The organism is Roseobacter sp. S87, assembly GCF_055693285.1.
In genome coordinates this window covers 3,669,042-3,692,866 of sequence record NZ_JBVFTR010000004.1, presented here as the reverse complement: position 1 = coordinate 3,692,866, position 23,825 = coordinate 3,669,042, and the positions used below count along the sequence as shown (strand labels likewise).

Here is a 23,825-nt window from a genome sequence, read left to right as displayed (position 1 = left end):
CTGTCCTTGTGAGAGCGGGGTCAGCCGGGGCGGTTATTCACCGCCGCCAAGCTGGTGCACATAGAGTGCGACTGCCCGTATCTCTGCCTCAGAAAGACGCTGGGTCCAGGGTGGCATAACGCCATAGCGACTGTAGGTCACAGTCTCCACAAGCGTGTCGTAATCGCCGCCATAGAGCCAGATCGCGTCCGCGAGGTTAGGTGCTCCAAGATCACGGTTTCCAAGCCCCTCGTCCCCGTGACACGACGCACAGTTGTCGGCATAGACCTCAACCCCGGCGCTTGCCGCATTTGGGTCTGCCGGCGTTGCACCGGACAACTCCATTATGAAGTTGGCGACCTGAGCGATTTCCGCCTCTTCCAGGATCTCGCCGAAGGCCGGCATCTCGGAGTAGCGCGCGTCGTCGTCTTCCTCGTTGCGGATACCATGGGCAATGGTCGCGTGGATGTTTTCGATATCCCCGCCCCAGAGCCAGTCATTGTCCAGCAGGTTGGGATACCCAACGGCACCAGCAGCGCCCGACCCGTGGCACTGGGTGCACCAGGTCCGGTAGACTGCAGACCCCGCAGACACAGCATAGCTGTTCAGTTCCGCATCTGCTGAAACCTCAGTCAGTTCCGCTGCAGCGAGACGTGCATTGATGGGACCGTTGGCTTCTTCGACTGCGGCGATTTCAGCCGCGACCTCACCTCGGGTGGTGTAGCCCAGCATGCCCGCTGTTGCAGAGGACACAAGCGGCCACGCAGGATAGGCGATGGTATAGCCGATGCCCCAGATGATGGTGATGTAGAAGGTCCAGAGCCACCAGCGTGGCATAGGGTTGTCAAACTCCTCAATGCCGTCCCAGCTGTGGCCGGTGGTATCGGGATCGCCCTCTTGTTTCGGGGGTACTTTGGTCATTTATCTGCCTCCTCAGCCGGAGCGGGTCGTTCGTCGTTTCGGAAAATCATGTTCGCGGTTTCGCGGTGCAGCGACCGGCTGCCCGGGCGGAACACCCAGAACGCCATGCCCACAAAGACCGTGAAGAGAAGCAGCAGCATCCAGCTGTCTGCAAATTCACGCAGGAATGAATAGGTTTCCATCAGATCTCTCCTCAGCGGCTGGCGTCAGGGGTGAAAGTCGAGAAATCGACCAGCGTGCCCAGCATCTGCAGATAGGCGATCATAGCGTCCGCCTCTGAGATGCCCGGCTGCCCGTCAAAATTCCGGACCTGGGCGCCCGGGTAGCGTTCGAGCATGTCGTCGTAGTCGCTGTCCGGATCAGCCTGGGCACGGAAATCTGCTGCCGCAGCCTCAATCATCTCGTCCGTGTAGGGAACACCCACGAACGCATGCGTGGCGAGCAGATCTTCGATGTGTTCCGGTTCGATCAGCGTTTCCTCAAGGAACGCGTACTTTGGCATGATCGATTCCGGCACCACCGACTGCGGATCACTCAGGTGCACCAGGTGCCAGTCGTCCGAATAACGGCCGCCGACGCGCGCCAGATCAGGCCCTGTCCGCTTGGAGCCCCACTGGAACGGATGGTCGTACATTGACTCAGCCGCCAGCGAGTAGTGGCCATAACGCTCAACCTCGTCCCGCATCGGGCGGATCATCTGGCTGTGGCAGACATAGCACCCTTCGCGGATGTAGATGTCACGCCCGGTTAGCTCCAGCGGAGAATACGGGCGCATGCCCTCAACTTTCTCAATGGTGTTCTCCAGGTAGAACAGCGGCACAATCTGCACCAGCCCCCCGACCGTCACCACCAGAAAGCTGAGCACCAGCAGCAGTGTCGCATTGGTTTCGATGAACTTGTGTTTGGTAAGGATCGACATATCAGCTCCCTCCTTATTCAGCAGGGACGGCTGTGGGCAGGGCGTCTTTGGCAGGCGCCGCCCGGACAGTCATCCAGAGGTTATAACACATGATGATGGCACCCGACAGGAACAGCACCCCGCCCAGACCACGCACCACATACATCGGGAACTTGGCGCTCACGGTGTCAGCAAAGCTGTTCACGAGGAAGCCGTTCGCATCCACTTCGCGCCACATCAGGCCCTCCATGATGCCGGTCACCCACATGGACGCCGCGTAGAGAACGATTCCAATGGTCGCGAGCCAGAAATGCCAGCTGACCAGCTGCAGGCTGTAGAGCCGTTCGCGTTTCCAGAGCACCGGCACGAGGTAGTAGAGCGCGCCGAATGTCACCAGACCGTTCCAGCCCAGCGCACCGGAGTGTACGTGGCCGATGGTCCAGTCGGTGTAGTGCGACAGCGAGTTGACCGCACGGATGGACATCATCGGGCCCTCAAAGGTGGACATACCGTAGAACGCGAGGCTGGTGACCATCATCCGCAGCACCGGGTCGGTGCGCAGCTTGTCCCAGGCGCCCTGCAGCGTCATGAGGCCGTTGATCATACCGCCCCAGCTCGGCATCCAGAGGATGATCGAGAACACCATGCCGAGAGTAGAGGCCCAGTCCGGCAGCGCTGTGTAATGCAGGTGGTGCGGTCCCGCCCAGATATACAGGAAGATCAGCGCCCAGAAGTGGATGATCGACAGCTTGTAGCTGAATACAGGACGTTCCGCCTGTTTCGGCACGAAGTAGTACATCATCCCAAGGAAGCCCGCGGTCAGGAAGAAGCCCACAGCGTTGTGGCCGTACCACCACTGTACCATGGCGTCCTGAACCCCGGAAAATACCTGAACGGACTTGGACCCCCAGATCGAGACCGGGATCGACAGGTTGTTCATGATATGCAGCATCGCAACGGTCACGATGAACGCGAGATAGAACCAGTTCGCCACGTAGATATGCGGCTCGCGGCGTTTGACGATCGTACCCAGGAAACAGGCCAGATAGGCGACCCAGACGATGGTCAGCCAGAGATCGACATACCATTCAGGCTCGGCATATTCCTTGGACTGAGTGCCCCCCAGCAGATAGCCGGTGGCGGCCAGCACGATAAAGAGCTGGTACCCCCAGAAGACGAACCATCCAAGGTTGCCGCCCCAGAGGCGCGCGGCAGAGGTGCGCTGGACCACAAAGAACGAAGTGGCAATGAGAGCGTTGCCCCCAAATGCAAAAATCACCGCCGAGGTATGCAGCGGACGCAGCCGCCCGAAGTTGGCATAGCCTTCTGCCCATTCGAAATTCAGCGACGGGAACGCCAGCTGGAACGCGATGACCACGCCCACAAGAAACCCGACAACACCCCAGAATGCGGTTGCGATCACCGCGTAGCGTACGACCGAGATCAAAGTATTCATTCTGTGGCGGAGCCGTTTTCGGTTCATCGATGCCGCGCAGGGTCACAAGAAAGAGCCCTGCACCGACGATCATAAAAATTACCATGTGCAACTGATATGCCAGGTCCCGCGCATAGCTGGCTGCAATCATAGCAAACAGCGTCACGATACCCAGAACGACCAGCTTTACGTAGTCCATTGTTCCGGTTTCCATTTATCCGGTTCCCTTCCGTCTGGCGCAGCAGACCCGCCGCCGGGGCGGTTCTGATGAAACTTATCGTGACACCTTAGTGCCCGCAGATACGGGCGGTTGCTTTGATCTGCATCAAGAAGCCTGCGCAAATCAGGTGCTAGTGTTCCGGTGTGGGCCGCCGCCGGCATGGCGCGCGCCCCGAAAACACAGAAAGGATGCAACCATGGCTTTCAAAACACTTCTGACAGTGCTCACCGCTGAAGATACCGGCGCTTCGGCGCTTGAGGCCGGAATTGATCTTGCCCGGGGATTCGACGCGCACCTGGAGGTGATCTGCCTCGGACTGGACCGGTCCCATGCATCCTACTACGAGCTCGGTGCCAATGCGACGGTCATGCAGGCTGCGATCCAGAACGCGCATGAAAAGGCGGAGACAATCCGCGTTGGTGCAACAGCTCGCCTGGAGAAATCGGATATTCGATGGGACGCCTCTGATGCCGTTTCAATGGGAGCGGACGCGGGGCGTGCCGTTGTCTCTGCGGGACGTTTCGCAGATATGGCGGTTCTGCCATTACCCTATGGGGAGACGGTTCAACCAGAAGACAGCGCGGTACTGGAGGCACTGCTGATCGAGGCGCGCTGCCCCACGCTGGTTGTTCCTGCAGGCACCAGCGCGAAGCCCGCCCCGGAGCGCGTCGTGATCGGGTGGAACGAAAGCCCCGAAGCACTGCGTGCGGTGCGTGCCGCACTGCCTGTCCTTCAGACCGCGGCCAACGTGCACATAACCATTATTGATCCGCCGGCCCACGGCAGCGACCGGTCTGACCCGGGCGGGGCGCTTGCCACATATCTATCGCGCCACGGCGTGCATTGCGACATTCAGGTCATGTCCGGCAGTGGTGGCAGTGTCAGTGACCGGCTGGCCCGCCATGTGCAGGAAACCGGTGCTGATCTGCTGGTGATGGGGGGATATGGTCACTCGCGCTTCCGCGAGGCCATCCTGGGCGGCGCAACACGGAACATGCTGGAGCACGCGAAAGTGCCCGTCCTGATGATGCACTGAGCGATGCAGGCCTGAACGTCATTCAGACGGGCAGGCCTCCGTCGCTGTCATCGCCGGCCTCTTCCAGAAGACGGCTCATATCCGGCACAATGATATGCCGCTTCCCGTCCAGGACGATAACCCCGTCCTTTTTCAGTGCGGATATCTGACGGCTAACTGTTTCCAGCGTAAGCCCCAGATAGTCAGACATCGCCTCGCGTGTCAGCATCAGATCAAAGGATATGGTGCCCTGGTCGCTGGTATTGTCCAGTTCCGCAATCCGCCGGGCAATGATCGCCAGCAGGCTCGCAATTTTTTCGCGGGCAGTTTTGCGGCCGAGAACCAGCATCCATTCACGCGCGGCATCCAGTTCGTCGAGCGTCATTTCAAGCAGACGGTGCGCGATATGCGGTGTCGAGGAAATCATCTGCTCGAATGGTTTTCTGCGAAAACAGCACATCACAACGTCGCTGGCGGCCGTCACCGTATAGCTCGCGGTTTCCCGCTGCGGCCGGCCCACAAAATCTGACGGCAGCAATAGTCCCACCATCTGACGCCGGCCATCCTCCATGGTCTGAGTGAGCGTCGCCACGCCGGACACCACGGAGGCGACAAAATCCATCCGGTCACCGGCCCACATGATCGTCTGACCCGCGCTGAAACTGCGGTAGTTCTTGATTTCCTCAAGCCTGGCCAGTTCATCCGCTTCGCACCTGGCGCAGACAGCTCTGTGCCGGATCGGGCAGTCACTGCAGTCTTTGAGGTTTGGCGCCAGCATCTGCGTCATTCAAAAGCTTCCTGTTTTTGATCTGTGTCAAGGCGGGCTGACACACGCTTCCCTAGAACACCACTATGCACACGAACGCCAAATTAGCAAAGCTTGGACTCTTCGATACGAAGGTGCCGCGCTATACAAGTTACCCCACCGCACCAAAATTTTCGGATGCGGTAGGCCCTTCGCAGATGGACGACTGGATCTCTGCGATTGAGCCCGGATCAGCCATTTCTCTCTACCTGCACATCCCCTTTTGCCGCAGATTATGCTGGTTCTGCGCCTGCCGGACGCAGGGCACGAAAACAGACGGACCCGTTGCTGCCTACCTGGAAACGCTCGCCCGTGAACTGGCGTTGTTCGGCAGCAGGTTGCCGGAGGGTGTTACACTCAGTCGCATGCACTGGGGCGGTGGAACCCCGACCCTGCTGCAACCGGACATGATTTCCGAACTGGCCGCACGAATCGCGGACGTCGTCCCCCTGGCGCCAGGCGCCGAATTTTCGGTAGAGGTCGACCCCAATGAGATCGATCAGCCACGCGTGGACGCACTTGCCCGCGCCGGGATGAACCGCGCATCAATCGGCGTGCAGGATTTCGATGATGAGGTTCAGAACACAATCGGACGCATTCAGGGGTTCGAGGCAACGCGCGATGCGGCCGACATGTTGCGCGGCGCAGGTATCCGCTCGCTGAACGCGGATATTCTGTTTGGCCTGCCACACCAGGATCGCGGGCGCATAGCATCAACGGTTCAGAAACTTCTGACGCTGACGCCTGACAGGGTTGCTCTTTACGGCTATGCGCACGTCCCATGGATGGCGCGGCGGCAGTCGCTGATCCCGTCAGACGCCCTGCCCCAACCGGAAGAACGGCTGGCTCTTTTCGAGACCGCCCGGCAGCTCTTCGAATGGGACGGCTACGAGCAGATCGGCATCGATCACTTCGCATTGCCGGGTGACGGACTGGCGATTGCTGCACGGGCAGGCAAACTGCGCCGGAATTTTCAGGGATACACCGATGAGCCTTCCGAAACCCTGATCGGTCTCGGCGCCTCAGCCATTTCGCGCTTTCCGCAGGGATATACGCAGAATAACCCGGGCACATCCGCACATACCAAAGCCATCCGTGCGGAAACTTTCAGTACTTGCCGCGGTCACGTCTTCACTGCCGAGGACCGGCTGAGATCGCGTATGATCGAAGCGGTGATGTGCGACTTTTCAGTCAGCCGCCAGGACCTGGCAGACCGGTTTCCGGGGGAAATGGCGCTCGCTGACAGCTTACTGTCCGGGGCCGCGATCACGTTCGGAGATACTGTTCGCCTGACCGAACAAGGGCTTCGGATCACCGACGAGGCACGCCCGCTGGCGCGGATCATCGCCCGCTACTTTGACGCCTACGATATGTCAGAACAGGCGCACGCGTCCGCCATCTGACCGTCAGGTCGCGGCTTGCAACAGGGTTTGCGTGTAGGCATCCCGGGGCGCATCAAAAATCTGGTCCACCGGTCCGGCTTCGACCACGTCGCCCCGTTTCATCACCATCACCTTGTGTGACATCGCCCGCACGACTTTCAGGTCGTGGCTGATAAAGATGTAGGCCAGCCCGTATTTCTTCTGGAGATCCCGCAACAGATCAACGATCTGAACCTGAACCGTCATATCCAGCGCTGACGTCGGCTCGTCCAGAACCAGCAGTTTCGGCCGCAGGACCATCGCCCGCGCGATTGCGATCCGCTGACGCTGACCACCGGAAAACTCATGCGGATAACGGTCCATCGTGGCCGGGTCGAGGCCAACTTCTGTCATCACTTCCTGCACCAGCTCACGCGGAGCGCGGTCCGGATCCACATTGTGGATGGTCAGCCCTTCGGAAATGATCTGCGCACAGGTCATACGCGGGCTCAGCGAGCCAAACGGGTCCTGGAAAACGATCTGCATGTCCTTACGCAGACCGCGAAGCTCGCGGGTGGACCACTTGCGCACATCTTTACCCATGAAGGTAATGCCGCCTTCCGACGAAATAAGCCGCATGATCGCGAGCGCCGTCGTTGTCTTGCCCGAGCCGCTTTCCCCGACGATGCCAATGGTTTCACCCGCCCGCACGGTCATGTTGGCATCATTCACCGCTTTGACGTGACCAACCGTGCGCCGCAGCAAACCCTGCTGGATCGGAAACCAGATTTTCAGGTTGTCAGTCTGCGCAATTACTTCGGCGTTGTCAGGTACAGGTTCCGGGGCACCCGAAGGTTCCGCGCTCAGCAGTTTTCTGGTGTAGGGATGTTTCGGCGATCCGAATATCTCCGCAGTGGGTCCGGTTTCGACAATCTCACCGTGCTGCATCACGCAGACACGGTCGGCAATCCGCCGTACGATGCCAAGATCGTGGGTGATGAAGAGCAGCCCCATACCGAGGCGGTCCTTCAGATCTTTGAGCAGATCGAGAATCTGCGCCTGAATGGTGACATCCAGCGCGGTGGTCGGTTCATCCGCAATCAGCACATCCGGCCCGTTGGCCAATGCCATCGCGATCATCACCCGCTGGCGCTGCCCGCCGGACAACTGATGCGGATAACTGGACAGCCGTGTCTCCGCGTCCTGAATGCCCACCTGTTCCAGAAGTTCGAGAATACGCGCGCGGGCTGCGGCACCGGCCAGCCCCTGGTGCAGCGCGATGCTCTCGCCCAGCTGCTTTTCAATAGTGTGCAGAGGGTTGAGCGACGTCATCGGCTCCTGAAAGATGAAACTGATGTCGTTGCCGCGCACTTTGCGCAACAGCGTCTCATCCGCACCGATCATCTGCTGACCGTCGTATGTGACTGAACCGGACACTTCGGCGCTCTCGCCCAGCAGAGACACAGTGGACAGCGCCGAAACAGATTTGCCAGAGCCGGATTCGCCCACCAGAGCAACCGTTTCGCCCCGTTCCACGGAGAAGCTTACGCCTTTGACGGCCTCGCTCACCCGGCCGTCTTGGCGAAATCCGACCCGAAGGTCTTTCACGTCGAGCAAAGCGGTCATGAGAAGGTCTTTCTCGGATCAAAGGCATCGCGGATGCCCTCAAAGATGAAAACCAGCAGCGACAGCATGATCGCAAAGGTAAAGAAGGCCGTAAACGCCAGCCAGGGCGCCTGGAGGTTCTGTTTAGCCTGCAGTGTCAGCTCTCCGAGGCTGGGGGCAGAGGACGGCAGACCGAAGCCCAGGAAATCCAGGATCGCCAGCGTCGAAATAGTCCCGGTGATGATGAAGGGCAGCATCGTCAGCATCGCAACCATCGCATTGGGCAGCATGTGACGGAACATGATCGTCACGTTGGAGACGCCCAGAGCGCGGGCCGCGCGCACGTATTCCAGGTTCCGTGCGCGCAGGAACTCGGCCCGCACCACGCCCACCAGCGATGTCCAGCTGAAGAGCACCAGCAGGATGACGAGCAGCCAGAAACTTCGCCCCAGAATGGCGAACATGATGATGATCACATAAAGCGACGGCGTCGAGGACCAGATCTCAATCACCCGCTGAAATATCAGGTCGGTTTTGCCGCCGAAAAAGCCCTGTACCGCGCCGGCAATAATGCCGATCAGGCTGGACAGGCCGGTCACCACGAGGGTGAAAAAGATGGACAGCCTGAACCCATGCACAACGCGCGCCAGAACATCCCGTTTGGTGCCATCCGTGCCAAGGAGGTTCTCCCCGTTGGGCGGCAGCGGAGCCGCACCAGGCCGGTCAACGGCTGTGTCATAGGAATAGGGGATCAGTGGCCAGATCGCCCAGCCCTGCTCGATCGCCTCACCTTCGACTACGCCGTCAGCAGCATCTTCAATGTAGCCTTCGGGATCATCAAAACAGAGATCCAGGCCACCGGTCGCAATCAGGCATTTCACTTCCGGATCGCGGTATACTGCCTCTGTCTGGAAATCGCCCCCGAATGCTGTTTCAGGATAGAAGTTCCAGATCGGCGTGTAATAGTCGCCCCGGTACTGCACGAGGATCGGTTTGTCGTAGGCGATAAACTCCGCAAAGAGCGACAGCCCGAACAGGATGCCGAAAATCCACAGGGACCAGTACGCGCGCCTGTTGCGCCTGAAATTCCGCCAGCGTCGCTGGTTCAGCGGGGACAGAGCCATCAGCCTTCTCTCCGCTCAAAGTCAATGCGCGGATCCACCAGCACATACATCAGGTCGGACAGGATCCCGACGATCAGGCCAATCAGACCAAAGATAAAGAGCGTGCCGAAGACGATCGGGTAATCCCGTGCGACCGCAGCCTCAAAACCAAGCCTGCCCAGCCCATCAAGACTGAAGATCGTCTCGATAATGAGTGAGCCGCCAAAGAACACGCCGATGAACACAGCCGGAAACCCGGCAATCACGATCAGCATCGCATTGCGGAAAACGTGACCGTAAAGCACACGGGATTCCGACAGCCCCTTTGCTCGGGCCGTCATCACATAGTGCTTTTTGATTTCGTCGAGAAAGCTGTTTTTGGTCAGCAGCGTCAGGGTCGCAAAGGCCGAGATGGTCGAGGCGAGGACCGGCAGTGTGATATGCCAGAAGTAGTCCGCCACTTTGCCCAGCGTTGACAGTTCGTCAAAGTTGTCGCTGGTCAGGCCACGCAGCGGGAAAATCTGCCAGTAGGACCCGCCAGCAAAGAGCACCAGCAGCAGAATGGCGAAGAGAAATCCAGGGATCGCATAGGCGGCGATAATGGCGCCCGATGTCCATGTGTCAAACCGCGAGCCGTCCCGCACGGCCTTACGGATGCCAAGCGGGATCGAAACCAGATAGGCGATCAGGGTGGACCACAGCCCCAGCGTGATGGAAACGGGCAGCTTTTCCTTGATCAGATCAATCACTGAAATTGACCGGAAGTAGCTCTCTCCGAAGTCGAAGCGCATGTAGTTCCAGATCATATTCAGAAAACGTTCGACCGGCGGTTTGTCAAATCCGAACTCGGCCTCAAGCTCAGCGATGAACTCCGGCGGCAGGCCACGCGCCCCGATATATTGGGAGTCGCTCCCGCCCAAATCTTCGGCGCCCGCATCATTGTTGGTGCCGGAAAAGCCTTCGAAAACGTCGCCACCGCCCTGGATGCGGGCAATCGCCTGTTCGACCGGTCCGCCCGGCACGAACTGGACCAGCGCAAAATTTATCAGCATGATCCCCAGCAGCGTAGGGATGATCAGCAGAAGCCTTCTGACAATATAGGCGCCCATGGGCTTACCTCAGCGCTCCGGCCGCGCGCAGCGCATCTGCCTTGTCCTGGTTGTACCACCAGAAATCCAGGTTCCCGAGCGCATAAGCAGGGATTTCCTCAGGGTGTTCATACTGGTCGTAGTAGGCGACCCAGTGGCTCGGGTTATACCACACCGGGATCATAATAAATTCATACCGCAACGCCCGGTCGAGAGCTGTCAGTGTTGCCTGTTCCTCTTCACGGTTGGTCGCGTTCAGGGACCGGTTGATGATCTCATCGACCAGCGGGCTTGCCAGCCCGGCGGGATTGAAAAGGCTGAAGGCCGCAGCCTCTGAGCCGTAGCGCTGCATCAGGCCCGTGCCGGTGCCAAGAAAAGCACCATAAGCGTCAAACACCAGATCATAGTCCCGGTCGCGTTCGCGTGTCGTGTACTGGGCCGCGTCCACCTTTTCAAAAGTGATGTCGATGCCCAGTGTTTTCACGTTGGCAACGAAGTTCTCCATGACCGCGCTCAGCGTCGGAGACGTGGCACTGTTAAAGAGGAAATTCAGCTTCAGCGTTTCGCCGGCCGCATTGCGCCGGATGCCGTCATCGCCAACGCCCCAGCCCGCCGCATCAAGCATCCGCATTGCCTGACGCGCATTACGGCGGTCCAGCAGACGTTCCGCCCGCGAGGTATGCGGCTCAATCACGGGTTCACTGATCATTGCCGGTGGCACCAGATCACCAAGCGACTGCAGGAACGCCAGCTCGGCACCTTCGGGCAGACCGCTGGCCATCAGCGGGGTGCCCTGGGTGAAGGACGCGCGCTGGCGGAACAGACCGTATTGCAGGCTCTCGTTCGTCCACTCAAAATTGAAGGCAAGCGCGATGGCCTGACGCACCTGCCGGTCCTGCAATTGCGGGCGGCCCAGATTGAATACAATGCCCGACGGTGTCGGAGGCGACCCGTTCGGCAGTTCTTTGGTCACGACAAGGCCTTCCCGCTGCTTGGGGAAATCATACCCGGTGGCCCATTTTCTGGAATCGCCTTCGGTGCGGAAGGTGTATTCCCCGGCCTTAAACGCCTCGAAGGCTGCTGTGTCATCACCAAAGTATTCGATGCGGATGGTATCGAAGTTGTTCCGGCCAACGTTGAACGGCAGGTCGCGCCCCCAGTAATCCGGGTTTCGCTTGTAAACGATGCGCCGGTTCACATCGACGCTGTCGATCATGTAAGGACCCGAGCCTGGCGAAACATCCAGACGGCTTTCGTCAAGGCCATAGCCGGTTTCCTCATACCACTTCTTTGACCAGGCGGGCACGAAGCCGACCTGATCGATCAGGCTGCGGCGCGAAATGCCTTCCGTGAAATAGAACTTGATGGTGTAATCGTCGATCACCTCGACCTTCGGGATGCGCTTGCGCACTGCATCGGCGTAGGATTTGAGGCCCTCATCCAGCAGAAGGTTGTGGCTGAAAGCGATGTCATGCGCGGTGACCGGAGAGCCATCGGAGAAACGCGCCTCCTTCCGCATATGGAAAATGACCCAGTCTTTGGTTTCGGGGTACTCAACCCGCTCGCAGAGCAGACAATAGGATTCGCCATAGACATCTGCCGGGGCAGAGGCGCCGCCCGTTCCATCACCCAGCAGGCTTTCGTACATCATGCTCGACAGGGCACCGGCACGGCCTTTTCGCGTGTAGGGGTGCATTGAGTCGAAAGTGCCAACCACGCTCAGAGCGATTTCCCCGCCTTTGGGCGCGTCAGGATTAACATAGTCAAAGTGCGTGTAGTCGGCCGGATAGGTCAGATCGCCGTAGAAAGAATACCCATGGCTGACCACCATGTTGTCCTGCGCGCGGACAGCACCGGACCACATGAAGGCGCATATGAGGGTGAGAATGCCAAGACCGGCGGTCATTATGTCGGTACGCGAACTAAAGGGCACTGCCCGGCTCCGTGCGGCATTCATACGGAATTTCCTCCTGTTTATGGCCGAATTCTCCGGCTCATCTGCTCAGATGTAAGCTAAAGGGTCCGCAGGCCAAGATACAAGTTGCGAAAATGTGATCCGCCAGCGCGGAGCCCTTCTGCGCCAACAAAAAAGGCCGCCTGCATCACAGCAAGCGGCCTTTTTGGTTAAAAACGGGTTAATATCAGTCGTCGAGGCTGTCCATATAGGCAATCACGTCGGCCCGGTCTTCGATCTTTCTGAGACCTGCAAAGCTCATGGACGTGCCCGGCGCATAGGAAGACGGACGCTCAAGGAAATCGCTCAGGTTCTCAGGTGTCCATTCGCCACCCATTGAGGCCAGTGTTTCGGAATAGCTGAAACCGTCAGCGGCACCTTTGGGACGTCCGACAACCCCGTAGAGATACGGACCCGTTCCGTTTTCGCCTGCTTCAAGCTTGTGACATGCGGAGCATTTGCGGAATACTTTTGCGCCGTCCTCGACACTTGCCGACGCCAGTACCGTTGCGAAATCAACTTCCTCGACCTCGGCAGTCTCTTCACCGCTTTCAACTTCGATGACGTAGGATGCCTCGCCGTGCGCTTCGACGTGGTAAAGTTCCTCGGCGGCCCATTTACCCAGAAGGAACACAAGAAGCGCGCCGCAGACGCCGCCGGCCGCTTTGGTAAAGGTCATTGTGTCGAGCATTGATTCCAGATCCGTTGCTTTATGTTTGACGCGGTATCTATTGCTTCCCCTCCGGTGTGGCAAGGTGTAGTTACCGCGACCAAACGACCACTTTCCGAAGATTTTGTTCAAGGACGACCCGATGACCGCCGACGCCACAGCCAGGATTGCCTTTCAGGGGGAGCCGGGGGCCTACAGTCATGAAGCCTGCCGGACCGCACGCCCCGACATGACGCCTGTTCCCTGCCGGACGTTCGAGGACGCTATTGAGGCTGTGCGCAAAGGCGACGCGGAATTCGCAATGCTGCCGGTCGAGAATTCCACCTACGGACGCGTTGCGGACATCCACTCACTGCTGCCAAGCTCTGGCCTGCATATTATCGAAGAGGCGTTCGTGCGTGTCCGGATCAATCTCCTGGCGCTGCCGGGCGCCCGGCTCGAAGATATCAGGAGTGCGAAAAGCCACACCGTCCTGCTGGGGCAGTGCAGAAACTTCCTCGCAGAACACAACATCAGCCGCATCACCGGTGCGGACACTGCCGGATCAGCCAAAGAGGTGGCCGAAGCCGGAGATCCCGCTGTGGCAGCGCTGGCCAGCGAACTCGCCGGCGAGATCTATGGTCTTGATGTTCTGGCGCGCCATATCGAAGACGAAGGAAACAACACCACACGTTTCCTGCTGATGTCGCCCGAGGCCGATTACACCAGACGGGGCAAGGATGGCATGATCACCAGCTTTGTGTTCCAGGTCCGTAACCTGCCGGCCGCTCTTTACAAGGCGATGGGTGGCTTTGCGACAAACGGCATCAACATGACCAAGCTGGAAAGCTATATGGTGGGCGGCTCGTTTACCGCGACACAGTTTTACGCGGATATCGAGGGACACCCGGACGACCCCGCCGTTAAGCGCGCGATGGAAGAGCTGGATTACTTCACGAACATGGTCGAGGTTCTGGGGGTCTATCCGGCGGGCAATGTCCGCGCCTGACGGTCAGTCGTCCCGCGACGCTGCGTAACGGCTTTCCAGCCGCTGAAGATATTCCGCAACACGCGCCTCAAACTTCCTGTCCAGAGTCGTATGTGTGAATTTCAGGGACTTCACCAGCAGGCGCGCGGTCAGTGTGTGAGGCCGCAGTTCTGCGCTCACCGTAAGCCTTGTGCATTGTGGTTCGAGCCCGGTCAGTGCGACCGTTACGCCCCCCTCCAGGCCAGGTCCGGTCATACCCAGTTCAATCTGTTCCGGACGCTGCAGGTTCAGAAGCACAATGTCGACGCGCAGGGGCTTTCCCTGGATCCGGACATCCGCTTGCCACGCCGTGCCGGTCAGGCGGCCGTCGGTCGCATCTGTCCGCACAACATCGACACCCCGGCGGTGCGCCGCAGCTTCGAGGCTTTCGAAGTCGCAAAGCATTTCGAAAAGATCACCCGCCGGTACAGCCACTTCTTCCTGCGCAGAGAATTTCATGAGCCCGGCTCCGGATCGGCCTTTCCGGCCACCGTCCGGTTAATCCAACCTGTCCGCAAGCCAGTTCTCCAGCAGAAAATGTGCAATGGCGCCTTTGCGCGCCGGCAACATGAAAGGATGTTCTCCGGCAAAGGCCTGGGTCATTTCCTCGCGACTGACCCACATTGCGTCTTCGATTTCCAGCGGATCGACTGTGATCTCTTCGCTGACTGCTTCCCCTGCACAGCCAAACATCAGCGACGCCGGAAACGGCCACGGCTGACTTGCGAGATAGGATACCGGCCCGACGTACACTCCCGTTTCCTCAAAAACCTCGCGACGCACAGCCGCTTCAAGCGTTTCGCCCGGCTCAACGAACCCCGCGAGCAGTGAATACATGCCATCCGGCCATCCGGGCGAGCGCCCCATCAACACCGAATTGCCACGCGTAATCAGCATGATCACCACGGGGTCGGTGCGCGGAAAATGCGCCGCCCGGCATCCGGTACACCTGCGTTGCCACCCCCTGGGCGACGTCCGAGCGGTCTCCGCACTTCGCGCAGAAACGGTGCGTCTCATGCCAGCCCAGAATGGCTTTGCCCGTCGCGGCGAGTTCTGCGTCCCGCGGAGTGAGCCAGGTCATCACACGGCGGAGTTCAGCAAATGCCATGTCAGCAGGCAGATCCGGGTGGCGCTGTTCTGTGGGATCGAGGAATCCCCCAGCTGGTCAGGTTCCAGCCCGTCAGGTTCCCATGCCGAGATATCGAAAGCAAATCGCCCTGCTCCGTCTTCGCGCCCCAGAAATACCGGCGCATCAGCGGCCAGTTCCAGCACATCGTGATCCATCGGCAATCGTGCGAGGGATGCCGGATTTTCCATGTTGAGAAGCGGTTTACCGCGCCAGAAAACCACAGCACGCGCAGCCGCATCCAATGCAACTGCATGCAGCGCTTCAGGGTCGTCTCGGATTTCGCCGGCGCGGTCCAGACCGGAGCCGCCAAAGGTTACAGTTTCAGCAATGCGCATATTTTGACCCTGGTTTTTCCTGAGCCGCTACATGCCCGGTTTTCGCCCGGAAGTTCAAAAGGAAAATGCGCGGCCCCGCTGGACATTCCAACCCACGCATGATGTGATCAGGCATCGCTCACGCACAGGTTGTTTACTGAACTGCATCCGGAGGCACCAGAAATACCCCAAAGCCGCTCCTCTCCGGTCGCTCCCTGTACCGCCCGGCTGACAGTGCTCGCAACCAGCGATCTGCACATGCAGCTCTCCGATTTCGACTATGCCCGGGACACACCAGGAGGTGGTGACAGTCTTGCACGACTGGCACCGGTCATCCGGCGCGAGCGTCTGAAAGCGGAAGAGGATGGCGGCCAGTGCCTCCTTTTCGACAATGGCGATACGCTGCAGGGGACACCTCTGGCCGGATTTGTGGCCCGACACCCGGAAGTGGCTGAAAACCCGATGTCAGCCTGCATGAACGCTCTGGCCTATGACGCGGTGGGTCTTGGAAATCACGATTTTGACCACGGCCTGCCCGCGCTGAAACGCGCCCTATGCGGGTTTTCGATGCCCGTACTGAGTGCCAACACGACCTGTGCCGAACTGGCCAACCTGCAGACGTCAGCCCTGATTGAACGCGACATCAGATGCTCTGACGGGAAAAACCGTACACTGCGGATCGGTGTGACCTCGGTGGTTCCTTCGCAGACCATGAACTGGAACCGGCATCACCTGACAGATCATGCGGAGATTTCACCACCACTGCCGGCACTGACCGACCGCATCGCCGAATTGCGCGACGCGGGCGCACAGGTGGTCATCGTTCTGGCCCATATGGGCATCGCCCTCTATGACGAGGGAAAATCACCACAGAACCAGATCTTAGAAGTCGCCCGTGTACCGGGTGTCGATGCCGTGATTGGCGGGCACACACATCTGAAATTTCCGGGCGCGGATCACGCTGGCATCGACGGGATAGACAGCCACAACGGTCGGATCGGCAGAACGCCCGTCGTGATGCCAGGCGCCTCTGCATCGCACCTGGGGCGGATCAGGCTGCAACTTGAAATGGGCGGCGATCCGGACGGGGATTGGTCTGTAACGGGATCGGAAAGCGCACTGCTGACACCCGAACCGACCGACGCACCGGACCCTGAAATCGTCGGGTTGACCAGACCCGCGCACAACGCAACGCGTCTGCATCTGAATGAACATGTCGGCGAGCTTTCCAGCCCAATGCACAGCTACTTTGCCCTTGCCTGCCCGAGCGCTGTACCGGCGCTGATCGCAGCCGCAAAGAGGCGGGTTATCGCCAGCGCGGTGGAGGGCAGCACTCTGGCGGGTCTGCCTTTGCTGGCCGTTGGATCAACAGCCGCGACGGGTGGGTTCGACGGTCCCGGCAACTTTGTCAGCCTGTCCAGCGGTCCTGTGATGCGGCGTCACGTCGCCGGGCTGACCCCATATGCCAACCAGATCTGGGCGGTCCGGACGAACGGCGCCCGGTTGATCGACTGGCTTGAACGCTCGGCCCTGATTTTCAGCACGCTACGGCCTGATCAGCCGGACCAGCCACTGGTTGACGTGAATATCCCCGGTTTCCGCTTCGACACGATTTACGGTCTGTCCTATGAGATCGATCCGACACGTCCCCCGGTTTACGATCCGTCGGGCAGGCGCAACCCGGATGCGACCGGACGCATCGGCAATGTGACCTGGCAGGGTAAACCTCTTGACCCGGACCAGGAATTTCTGGTTGCAACCACCGATCACCGCACCGGCGGCGGTGGCGCCCTTAAACCCTTTGCCGATGAGGATATTGCATTCCGCGGGTATGCGCCGATGGATGAAGGGCTGGTGGACTACCTTCGCGCGCCTGACTGCAGCGAAGTGCGTGATCCGGTCCCCTGGAAATTCAGAACGCCCGGCGACTATTCAGCAATTCTCCTGACAGCACCTGATGCGTTGCAGTATCTGGATGAAATCAGTTCCTACAGGCCTGAGAGCTGCGGAACGAGTGCCGAAGGATTTGCACGCATCCGCCTGCACCTTTGACAGACAGACTTGCAGTCGATCTGCCCTTTGCCTATATCGACCACGAGAGGTTGGCGCGGGTAAGCGCCTCGCCAACCCGGTCAGGTCCGGAAGGAAGCAGCCGTAACGAGCCCCGCTTGGGTCGTTGTCCAGCCTCTCACCAGTCTCCTTACAGAACGAAGCGTGGCGCCAGACTTCACAGCCTGCGGGCCGAGAAGGTATCGCAATCCGCGATCATACCACTGTCAAATCCACGTTCGAACCAGCGTGCGCGCTGATCTGACGTCCCGTGTGTGAAGGTGTGTGGCTGCGGTATCCGGCCCGCCTGGCGCTGCAGATGATCGTCCCCGATCATACGTGCAGCATTCAGCGCCTCGGCAAGATCCCCGCGTTCCATAAGGCCGCGCACGGATCGTGCCCAGACGCCCGAGAGGCAGTCAGCCTGAAGCTCCAGCCGTACGGTGAGCGCATTGGACTGCTCTTTTGTGGCGCCTGCTCGCAACCGGCTGACCTGCGGCAGAATACCAAGCTCGTTCTGCACATGATGCGCGACCTCATGCGCAATCACGTAAGCAGCGGCAAAATCACCGCCTGCACCCAGTTGCCGGTCGAGCTGACGAAAGAACTGTGTGTCCAGATAGGCCATGCGATCCGCCGGGCAGTAGAAAGGGCCGGTGGCACCGGAGGCGCCGCCACATGCGCTTTGAGTTACACCGGAGAAGATCACAAGCTGCGGCGGCGTGTATCGCTGACCCGCCTGGTTTTCGAATATTCCGGCCCAGACTTCTTCGGTCGTTGTCAGGACCTTCGAGGCAAAAACAACGGTCTCATCATCCTGTTGGACAGTTTCCTGGCTCTGCGAGGTTGCCACAGGGTCGCCTGTCAGCAGCGGCGTCACGTCAATGCCGGTAAAATACCCCAGTGCCAGAATGGCGAGAACGCCGAAAAGGCCCAGACCTCCGGCCCTGCCGCGGCGGCCTCCGGCACGCGCCCCCTGCGCACCCGGACATTTCTGCTCGAACGAATTCCCTTCAGCCGCATACAATGAACTCCCACTCCTGCCCACATTCTGCACCCGGGCGCAGAGCCGGCACAACAGTTTCGTGAGAAATACCCCGGGACCCGCTGTGGGTTGTGTTTACGCGGGGCGCGCCAGGACATACGGTTAGCGGGTTCTGCGAATCTTGCTCACAGGGATCCTGATGTCCGACGAGATCCAAAACCGAATACCAGGTTCTCGCACGAAAATACCGCCCGGAAACCTTTGCGGATCTCGTTGGGCAGGACGCCATGGTCCGGACCCTCCGGAACGCGTTCGAAGCAGACAGAATCGCGCAGGCCTTTGTCATGACAGGGATCCGCGGGACCGGCAAAACCACCACGGCCAGGATCATTGCCAAGGGCATGAACTGTATTGGCGCAGATGGGCAGGGCGGGCCGACCACCGAGCCCTGCGGCACCTGCGAACATTGCACAGCCATCATGGAAGGCCGCCATGTAGACGTGATGGAAATGGACGCGGCCTCGAACACCGGTGTCGCGAACATCCGGGAAATCATTGATTCAGTGCATTACCGCGCCGCATCGGCGCGGTACAAAGTCTACATCATCGACGAAGTGCACATGCTGTCGACGGGTGCGTTCAATGCGCTGCTGAAGACGCTTGAAGAACCGCCGGCGCACGTCAAATTCATCTTTGCCACCACCGAAATCCGCAAAGTTCCCGTAACCGTGCTGTCCCGCTGCCAGCGGTTTGACCTGCGTCGCATAGAGCCAGAGGTTATGATCGCGCTCATGCAGCGGATTGCATCGTCCGAACAGGCAGAAATCACAGATGACGCTCTGGCACTCATTGCGCGCGCTGCAGAAGGGTCCGCACGGGATGCAACCTCGCTGCTCGATCAGGCAATCAGCCATGGCGCGGGTGAAACAACCGCTGATCAGGTCCGCGCGATGCTGGGGCTGGCGGACCGTGGTCGTGTGCTGGACCTCTTTGACCTGATCCTCAAAGGGGACGCCGCCAGTGCACTTACGGAGCTGTCGGCGCAATACGCCGAAGGCGCGGACCCGATGGCCGTCTTGCGCGATCTGGCCGAAATCACCCACTGGGTGTCTGTCGTCAAAATCACGCCCGAAGCAGCCGAAGATCCGACAGTTTCGCCTGACGAACGGGCACGCGGTCTCGCCATGGCGGAAAACCTGCCCATGCGCGTGCTGACCCGGCTGTGGCAGATGCTGCTCAAAGCGCTGGATGAAGTTGGCAGCGCACCCAACGCTATGATGGCCGCCGAAATGGCGATCATCCGGCTGACGCATGTCGCCGACCTGCCGAGCCCGGAGGAACTCGTCCGGAAACTGCAGGGGACGACGCCTCCGCCAGCGCCTCAGGGTACTCCGGGCGGAAACGGAGGGCACAATGGGGGGCCCGGCGCTCAGGCAACAGCCGGCGGTTCCGTTACCGCAGGCCGTCCGGCCGGAGCTTCCGGCACCGCGGGTGCCGTCACGGCCAGGGCTGTTGACACGGACGAAGCGCTCGCCCGGTTCCCGACATTTGAACACGTGGTCGAACTGATCCGGGCCAACCGCGACGTGAAACTACTGGTCGAAGTCGAAAACGGTGTGCGCCTTGGCGCGTATCAGCCCGGCCGCATTGAATTTACGCCCACAGATACGGCTCCGCGTGATCTGGCACAGCGCCTCGGACAACGGCTGCAGCACTGGACGGGCAACAGGTGGGCTGTGAGCATTGTCGGAGATGCAGATGCCAAGACCATTGCAGAAGTGCGCGACGCTGAAGGCATAGCTCTGCGCGAACAGGCCCACGAGCACCCTCTGATGCAGGCGGTCCTGGCGCAGTTCCCAAAGGCGGCGATCACCGCCATCAGAACTCCGGAACAGATCGCGGCAGAAGCCACTGAAGAGGCACTGCCCGAAGTTGAGGATGAGTGGGATCCTTTCGAGGACGACTGACGCACTTGTTCGGGGTGGGCCTGCCCGCCTATATTAAAGATAACGCGACACCAAAAAGGACGACGCAATGTTCAAAGGACTAGGCGGGCTCGGCGATATGGCCGGCATGATGAAAAAAGCCCAGGAAATGCAGACCAAGATGGCGCAGATGCAGGAAGATATGCACAGCATCATGGTCGAGGGCGCTTCCGGGGCGGGCCTGGTGAAAGCCACATGTTCGGCCAAGGGCGAACTGAAAACGCTGGATATCGACCCGTCGATATTCAACAGCGACGACAAGGAAGTGGTCGAGGATCTGATCCTGGCCGCGATCAAGGATGCCCAGACCAAGGCCTCGGAACGGGCCCAGGAAGAGATGGCAAAGCTGACCGAAGGCATGGGACTGCCGGCGGACATGAAGCTGCCGTTCTGACCGCGTGCGCCCGGAGGCCATAAAAGACATCACGACACCGCCGCTCTGGCGCAATTTCGGAGCCTGCGCGGTTATTGCGACCTCTGTTATGGCCATCATTTACCTCTGGCTTGAGGCGACCGCGGGCGTGCCGCTGTCTGACTGGGCGCTGGTCGCGCTTGTGGTGATCAATGCGTATGTGGTCTATGTGTTCGGGCTGCACATCTCGCGCGATCTGGCCGAGATGCTGCTGCACCTGCCCCGGCCCGACTTTGTCCCGGACGGCCTCGATATTCAGGGGCGGGTGAACCGGATCATCGCGCATCCGCCCGCCGTTCTAGCCGGTATCCTGTACGGCGCGGCCCTGGGCGCTGGGGCCTACATCATCGCGCCGCATCAGACGAACGAAACGCTGCGTATCGCATTTGGTCTGTTTGTCTGTGCCGGCAGTTCGATGATTGGTTTCGGGCTCTGGGCTATTTTCCGGTTCTGGCGGGGTTTCCTGCGCGTTCTGCCGACGCTGGAACTCGATATCCTGAACCTGTCAAAAGAACCTGTGCCTGCGTTTCTGCGGTTTAACAGCCGGGTTGTGCTTTTGTGCGCTTTTGTCGGGTCGATGGCGATACTGGGTCTGGCGCTGGCCGACTACAAAAGCACGCCGCCCATCATCATCTTTTCGATCTGCACGTTCCTGACGGTTGGCGCCACCTATGCCGTGCCGACGATCCCGCTGTCGAACCGGCTGAACCGGCTGCGCTCCGAAGAGCTCGACAAAATTGAACAGCAGATTTCCAGGCATGTGGCCGCGCTGAGCGACCCCAACGTCAACACCGAGGGCCTGCGGAAACTGAATGAACTGCGCGAGGCGCAGGGCATTATATCCGGTATCAAAACACTGCCGCCAGGCGGCCAGATCTCTGTCTCTGCGACAGCCTTTGTCACCGCCTTGTCATTCCTGCCTGCGGGCATACAGTACATCCAGCAGATGATGGCGGTTCCCTGACCGCAGCGGACACGGATTGGTTCAGGAACGGGCGCGCATGAGCAGTACCAGAGACATTGACGCACTGATCGAGCTGATGGCCAAACTGCCCGGCCTCGGCCCGCGTTCTGCGCGCAGAGCCGTGCTGCACCTGATCCGCAAACGCAGCCTCCAGCTGATCCCGCTGGCGGACACGATCCGCACGGTCGCAGAAACCGCGCGCGAATGCCTCAATTGCGGGAACGTCGGCACAACCGATGTCTGCGATATCTGCACCTCTGAAAAACGCGCCAATGGCGAGCTATGCGTTGTTGAGGACGTTGCGGACCTCTGGGCGATGGAGCGGTCCGGCGTGTTCAAAGGGCGCTATCATGTGCTGGGTGGCACATTGTCAGCGCTGGATGCTGTCGGCCCCGAGGAATTGCGGATTCCACGTTTGATTGACCGGGTTGCGGCTGAGGGCATCACCGAAGTTATCCTTGCTCTCAATGCCACGATCGACGGACAGACCACATCTCATTACATCGCTGATCAGCTGGAAGGCAGTGCCCGGCTGACCTCGCTGGCACAGGGCGTGCCCATCGGCGGCGAACTGGACTATCTTGATGACGGGACAATCACAGCAGCCATGCGCGCGCGCAAATCTATCTGATCCCGGCAGCCGGTCAGTTAACCTGCCGGCAGAACCGCCGCAGCGGCAGCATCAAAGACCCTGATGTCATCCATATTGTGGCTCAGCATCATTGCCCCCTGCAACGTTGCGAGGATCTGCGCGGCCTGTGCATCCGCGTGATCACCGCCTTCCCCGCCCGACAACGTGTCGGAAAGCCAGACAAGGTTCGCCTCGAAAAAGCGCTGCACGGCCGCTGAGACAACCTCGGGCAAGCCTGACGTTTCCGCACCAAGCATGCCGCACAGGCAAATCGCATCAGAACTGGTCAGGGCTTCACGATATGTCCGGCAATATGCAGAAATCCGGCCAGCAGCGGTTGATTCCGGCTCGGCCTGCGCAGCCAGAGCTTCAAAAAAGCGCTTGCTGTACCGGTCGACAAGCGCCACGCCAAGATCCTCTTTTTTGCGGAAATGGTAGTGCACGCTCGCGCTCTTGATACCCAGCGCATCCGCAAGGTCCCGGAAACTCACAGAATTATAGCCGCCCGTGCGTACACCACGTTCGGCCTCGTCCATCAGCAAATCGCGGGTGCCCGCCATCATGTCACCTGTCTGTGATCCTATCTACTACCAGATAGGCTTGACAGCCCTCAGGGTCAATGGCTACCACCTACCTATCACTAGATAGACAAAAGGAATCACACCATGAAGGTTTATGACTTCGAAGGCTTTCCCAACCCGGCCCGCATCCGCATTGCCCTGGCTGAAAAAGGTCTGGCAGATCAGGTTGAGTTCATCACCGTTGACGTGCCTGGCGGGGAACACAAAACAGAGGCTTTCCGCGCCAAAAACCCCAGTGGTCTGGTTCCGGCGCTTGAACTGGATGACGGGACGGTGATCGCCGAGTGCACTGCAATCACCGAATACATCGATGGGATTGCCGATGGCCCGTCCCTTGCCGGCGGCACACCGAAAGAGCGCGCGGTGACCCATATGATGCAGCGTCGTGCTGAGGCGGAGCTGCTGGACGCCGTTGGGGCATATTTCCACCACGCAACACCCGGACTCGGACCGGACATCGAAACAAACCAATGCGCCGAATGGGGCAACATGCAGAAAGACCGCGCCCTGAAAGGTATGCGGTATTTCGACAGTGTGCTCGCAGATCAGGACTATGTCGCGGGTGACAGTTTTTCGATGGCCGATATCACCGCATTTGCGGGGCTCGCCTTTGCCGATTTTGCAAAGATCGACGTACCCGAAGACTGTGCTAACCTGATCGCGTGGCGGCAGCGGGTCGCCAGCCGGCCCAGCATCGCAGGATAAGGACAGGACA

General features: G+C 59.7%; 21 protein-coding genes, 1 other RNA gene and 3 pseudogenes. 10 read left to right on the top strand and 15 right to left on the bottom strand.

Features of this window, described 5'->3' with window-relative positions; translation table 11 throughout:
- Nucleotides 1-33 precede the first annotated feature (33 nt).
- The 4 genes and pseudogenes from ccoP to ccoN all read right to left on the bottom strand — a co-directional run bounded on the left by ccoP (nucleotide 34) and on the right by ccoN (nucleotide 3,447).
- Nucleotides 34-900, bottom strand: a complete 867-nt coding sequence (gene ccoP, locus ACZ1HA_RS19175; protein ID WP_472715030.1) for a cytochrome-c oxidase, cbb3-type subunit III — start codon at nucleotides 898-900, stop codon at nucleotides 34-36.
- Nucleotides 897-1,082: a cbb3-type cytochrome c oxidase subunit 3 gene (locus tag ACZ1HA_RS19170; RefSeq protein WP_375229107.1), complete on the bottom strand. Its 186-nt coding sequence runs from the start codon at nucleotides 1,080-1,082 to the stop codon at nucleotides 897-899. The genes ccoP and ACZ1HA_RS19170 overlap by 4 nt, the downstream gene beginning before the upstream one ends.
- Nucleotides 1,083-1,093: 11 nt before the next feature.
- A complete protein-coding gene (gene ccoO / locus ACZ1HA_RS19165; RefSeq protein ID WP_472715029.1) occupies nucleotides 1,094-1,819 on the bottom strand; it encodes a cytochrome-c oxidase, cbb3-type subunit II in 726 nt (241 codons plus the stop codon).
- Between the two features lie 13 nt (nucleotides 1,820-1,832).
- Nucleotides 1,833-3,447 (bottom strand): annotated as a pseudogene (gene ccoN, locus ACZ1HA_RS19160) (cytochrome-c oxidase, cbb3-type subunit I).
- 202 nt (nucleotides 3,448-3,649) lie between these two features.
- On the opposite strand from ccoN, the gene ACZ1HA_RS19155 reads away from it, so the two are divergent.
- Nucleotides 3,650-4,489 (top strand): universal stress protein, encoded by an 840-nt coding sequence (locus ACZ1HA_RS19155; protein ID WP_472715028.1) that lies wholly within the window; start codon nucleotides 3,650-3,652, stop codon nucleotides 4,487-4,489.
- 22 nt (nucleotides 4,490-4,511) lie between these two features.
- On the opposite strand, the gene fnrL is transcribed toward ACZ1HA_RS19155, so the two are convergent.
- Nucleotides 4,512-5,255 carry a transcriptional regulator FnrL gene (gene fnrL, locus ACZ1HA_RS19150; RefSeq protein WP_436398208.1) on the bottom strand — a complete coding sequence of 248 codons (744 nt, stop codon included), beginning with the start codon at nucleotides 5,253-5,255 and terminating at the stop codon, nucleotides 4,512-4,514.
- 65 nt (nucleotides 5,256-5,320) lie between these two features.
- Here fnrL and hemN point away from each other — a divergent pair, with 65 nt between their 5' ends.
- Nucleotides 5,321-6,676, top strand: a complete 1,356-nt coding sequence (hemN, locus tag ACZ1HA_RS19145; protein ID WP_472715027.1) for an oxygen-independent coproporphyrinogen III oxidase — start codon at nucleotides 5,321-5,323, stop codon at nucleotides 6,674-6,676.
- A gap of 3 nt (nucleotides 6,677-6,679) precedes the next feature.
- On the opposite strand, the gene ACZ1HA_RS19140 is transcribed toward hemN, so the two are convergent.
- From ACZ1HA_RS19140 to ACZ1HA_RS19120, 5 genes are all read right to left on the bottom strand, one after another.
- Nucleotides 6,680-8,260 carry an ABC transporter ATP-binding protein gene (locus ACZ1HA_RS19140; RefSeq protein ID WP_472715026.1) on the bottom strand — a complete coding sequence of 527 codons (1,581 nt, stop codon included), beginning with the start codon at nucleotides 8,258-8,260 and terminating at the stop codon, nucleotides 6,680-6,682.
- Nucleotides 8,257-9,363 (bottom strand): ABC transporter permease, encoded by a 1,107-nt coding sequence (locus ACZ1HA_RS19135; protein WP_375229112.1) that lies wholly within the window; start codon nucleotides 9,361-9,363, stop codon nucleotides 8,257-8,259. Before ACZ1HA_RS19135 ends, ACZ1HA_RS19140 begins: the two co-directional genes overlap by 4 nt.
- The gene (locus ACZ1HA_RS19130) at nucleotides 9,363-10,451 is read right to left on the bottom strand and encodes a microcin C ABC transporter permease YejB (RefSeq protein WP_436398211.1); all 1,089 of its coding nucleotides are present in this window, start codon (nucleotides 10,449-10,451) and stop codon (nucleotides 9,363-9,365) included. Before ACZ1HA_RS19130 ends, ACZ1HA_RS19135 begins: the two co-directional genes overlap by 1 nt.
- Nucleotides 10,452-10,455: 4 nt before the next feature.
- Nucleotides 10,456-12,294, bottom strand: a complete 1,839-nt coding sequence (locus tag ACZ1HA_RS19125) for an extracellular solute-binding protein (protein WP_375230906.1) — start codon at nucleotides 12,292-12,294, stop codon at nucleotides 10,456-10,458.
- A gap of 277 nt (nucleotides 12,295-12,571) precedes the next feature.
- A complete protein-coding gene (locus ACZ1HA_RS19120) occupies nucleotides 12,572-13,075 on the bottom strand; it encodes a c-type cytochrome (RefSeq protein WP_472715025.1) in 504 nt (167 codons plus the stop codon).
- Between the two features lie 121 nt (nucleotides 13,076-13,196).
- On the opposite strand from ACZ1HA_RS19120, the gene ACZ1HA_RS19115 reads away from it, so the two are divergent.
- Nucleotides 13,197-14,042, top strand: coding sequence for a prephenate dehydratase (locus tag ACZ1HA_RS19115; RefSeq protein WP_472715024.1), 846 nt, complete (start codon nucleotides 13,197-13,199; stop codon nucleotides 14,040-14,042).
- Nucleotides 14,043-14,045: 3 nt separating this feature from the next.
- Here the strand turns inward: ACZ1HA_RS19115 and ACZ1HA_RS19110 are convergent, their stop codons facing one another.
- The 3 genes from ACZ1HA_RS19110 to ACZ1HA_RS19100 all read right to left on the bottom strand — a co-directional run bounded on the left by ACZ1HA_RS19110 (nucleotide 14,046) and on the right by ACZ1HA_RS19100 (nucleotide 15,524).
- Complete coding sequence (locus ACZ1HA_RS19110; protein ID WP_472715023.1) at nucleotides 14,046-14,519, bottom strand: SRPBCC family protein; 474 nt, start codon at nucleotides 14,517-14,519, stop codon at nucleotides 14,046-14,048.
- Between the two features lie 39 nt (nucleotides 14,520-14,558).
- The gene (gene nudC, locus ACZ1HA_RS19105) at nucleotides 14,559-15,077 is read right to left on the bottom strand and encodes an NAD(+) diphosphatase (protein WP_472715022.1); all 519 of its coding nucleotides are present in this window, start codon (nucleotides 15,075-15,077) and stop codon (nucleotides 14,559-14,561) included.
- A 63-nt stretch (nucleotides 15,078-15,140) separates the two neighbouring features.
- Nucleotides 15,141-15,524, bottom strand: a complete 384-nt coding sequence (locus ACZ1HA_RS19100; protein WP_472715021.1) for an NUDIX-like domain-containing protein — start codon at nucleotides 15,522-15,524, stop codon at nucleotides 15,141-15,143.
- Between the two features lie 213 nt (nucleotides 15,525-15,737).
- On the opposite strand from ACZ1HA_RS19100, the gene ACZ1HA_RS19095 reads away from it, so the two are divergent.
- A complete protein-coding gene (locus ACZ1HA_RS19095; protein WP_472715020.1) occupies nucleotides 15,738-17,555 on the top strand; it encodes a 5'-nucleotidase C-terminal domain-containing protein in 1,818 nt (605 codons plus the stop codon).
- Between the two features lie 44 nt (nucleotides 17,556-17,599).
- An RNA gene (ffs, locus tag ACZ1HA_RS19090) (signal recognition particle sRNA small type) lies at nucleotides 17,600-17,696 on the top strand.
- 34 nt (nucleotides 17,697-17,730) lie between these two features.
- On the opposite strand, the pseudogene ypfJ reads toward ffs, so the two are convergent.
- Nucleotides 17,731-18,575: pseudogene (gene ypfJ, locus ACZ1HA_RS19085) on the bottom strand (KPN_02809 family neutral zinc metallopeptidase).
- Nucleotides 18,576-18,761: 186 nt separating this feature from the next.
- Here ypfJ and ACZ1HA_RS19080 point away from each other — a divergent pair.
- The 4 genes and pseudogenes from ACZ1HA_RS19080 to recR form a co-directional block, all read left to right on the top strand.
- Nucleotides 18,762-20,504 (top strand): annotated as a pseudogene (locus ACZ1HA_RS19080) (DNA polymerase III subunit gamma/tau); the annotation flags it as partial.
- A gap of 67 nt (nucleotides 20,505-20,571) precedes the next feature.
- The gene (locus ACZ1HA_RS19075) at nucleotides 20,572-20,916 is read left to right on the top strand and encodes a YbaB/EbfC family nucleoid-associated protein (protein ID WP_436398217.1); all 345 of its coding nucleotides are present in this window, start codon (nucleotides 20,572-20,574) and stop codon (nucleotides 20,914-20,916) included.
- Between the two features lie 4 nt (nucleotides 20,917-20,920).
- The gene (locus ACZ1HA_RS19070; protein ID WP_375229121.1) at nucleotides 20,921-21,898 is read left to right on the top strand and encodes a hypothetical protein; all 978 of its coding nucleotides are present in this window, start codon (nucleotides 20,921-20,923) and stop codon (nucleotides 21,896-21,898) included.
- A 37-nt stretch (nucleotides 21,899-21,935) separates the two neighbouring features.
- Entirely contained in the window at nucleotides 21,936-22,529 is a 594-nt protein-coding gene (recR, locus tag ACZ1HA_RS19065) for a recombination mediator RecR (RefSeq protein ID WP_472715019.1), read from the top strand.
- A 17-nt stretch (nucleotides 22,530-22,546) separates the two neighbouring features.
- Here recR and ACZ1HA_RS19060 read toward each other — a convergent pair whose 3' ends face one another.
- On the bottom strand, nucleotides 22,547-23,092 hold the full coding sequence (locus tag ACZ1HA_RS19060) for a TetR/AcrR family transcriptional regulator (protein ID WP_472715018.1): 546 nt from the start codon (nucleotides 23,090-23,092) through the stop codon (nucleotides 22,547-22,549).
- A 102-nt stretch (nucleotides 23,093-23,194) separates the two neighbouring features.
- On the opposite strand from ACZ1HA_RS19060, the gene ACZ1HA_RS19055 reads away from it, so the two are divergent.
- Nucleotides 23,195-23,815, top strand: coding sequence for a glutathione S-transferase family protein (locus tag ACZ1HA_RS19055; protein WP_472715017.1), 621 nt, complete (start codon nucleotides 23,195-23,197; stop codon nucleotides 23,813-23,815).
- Nucleotides 23,816-23,825 lie beyond the last annotated feature (10 nt).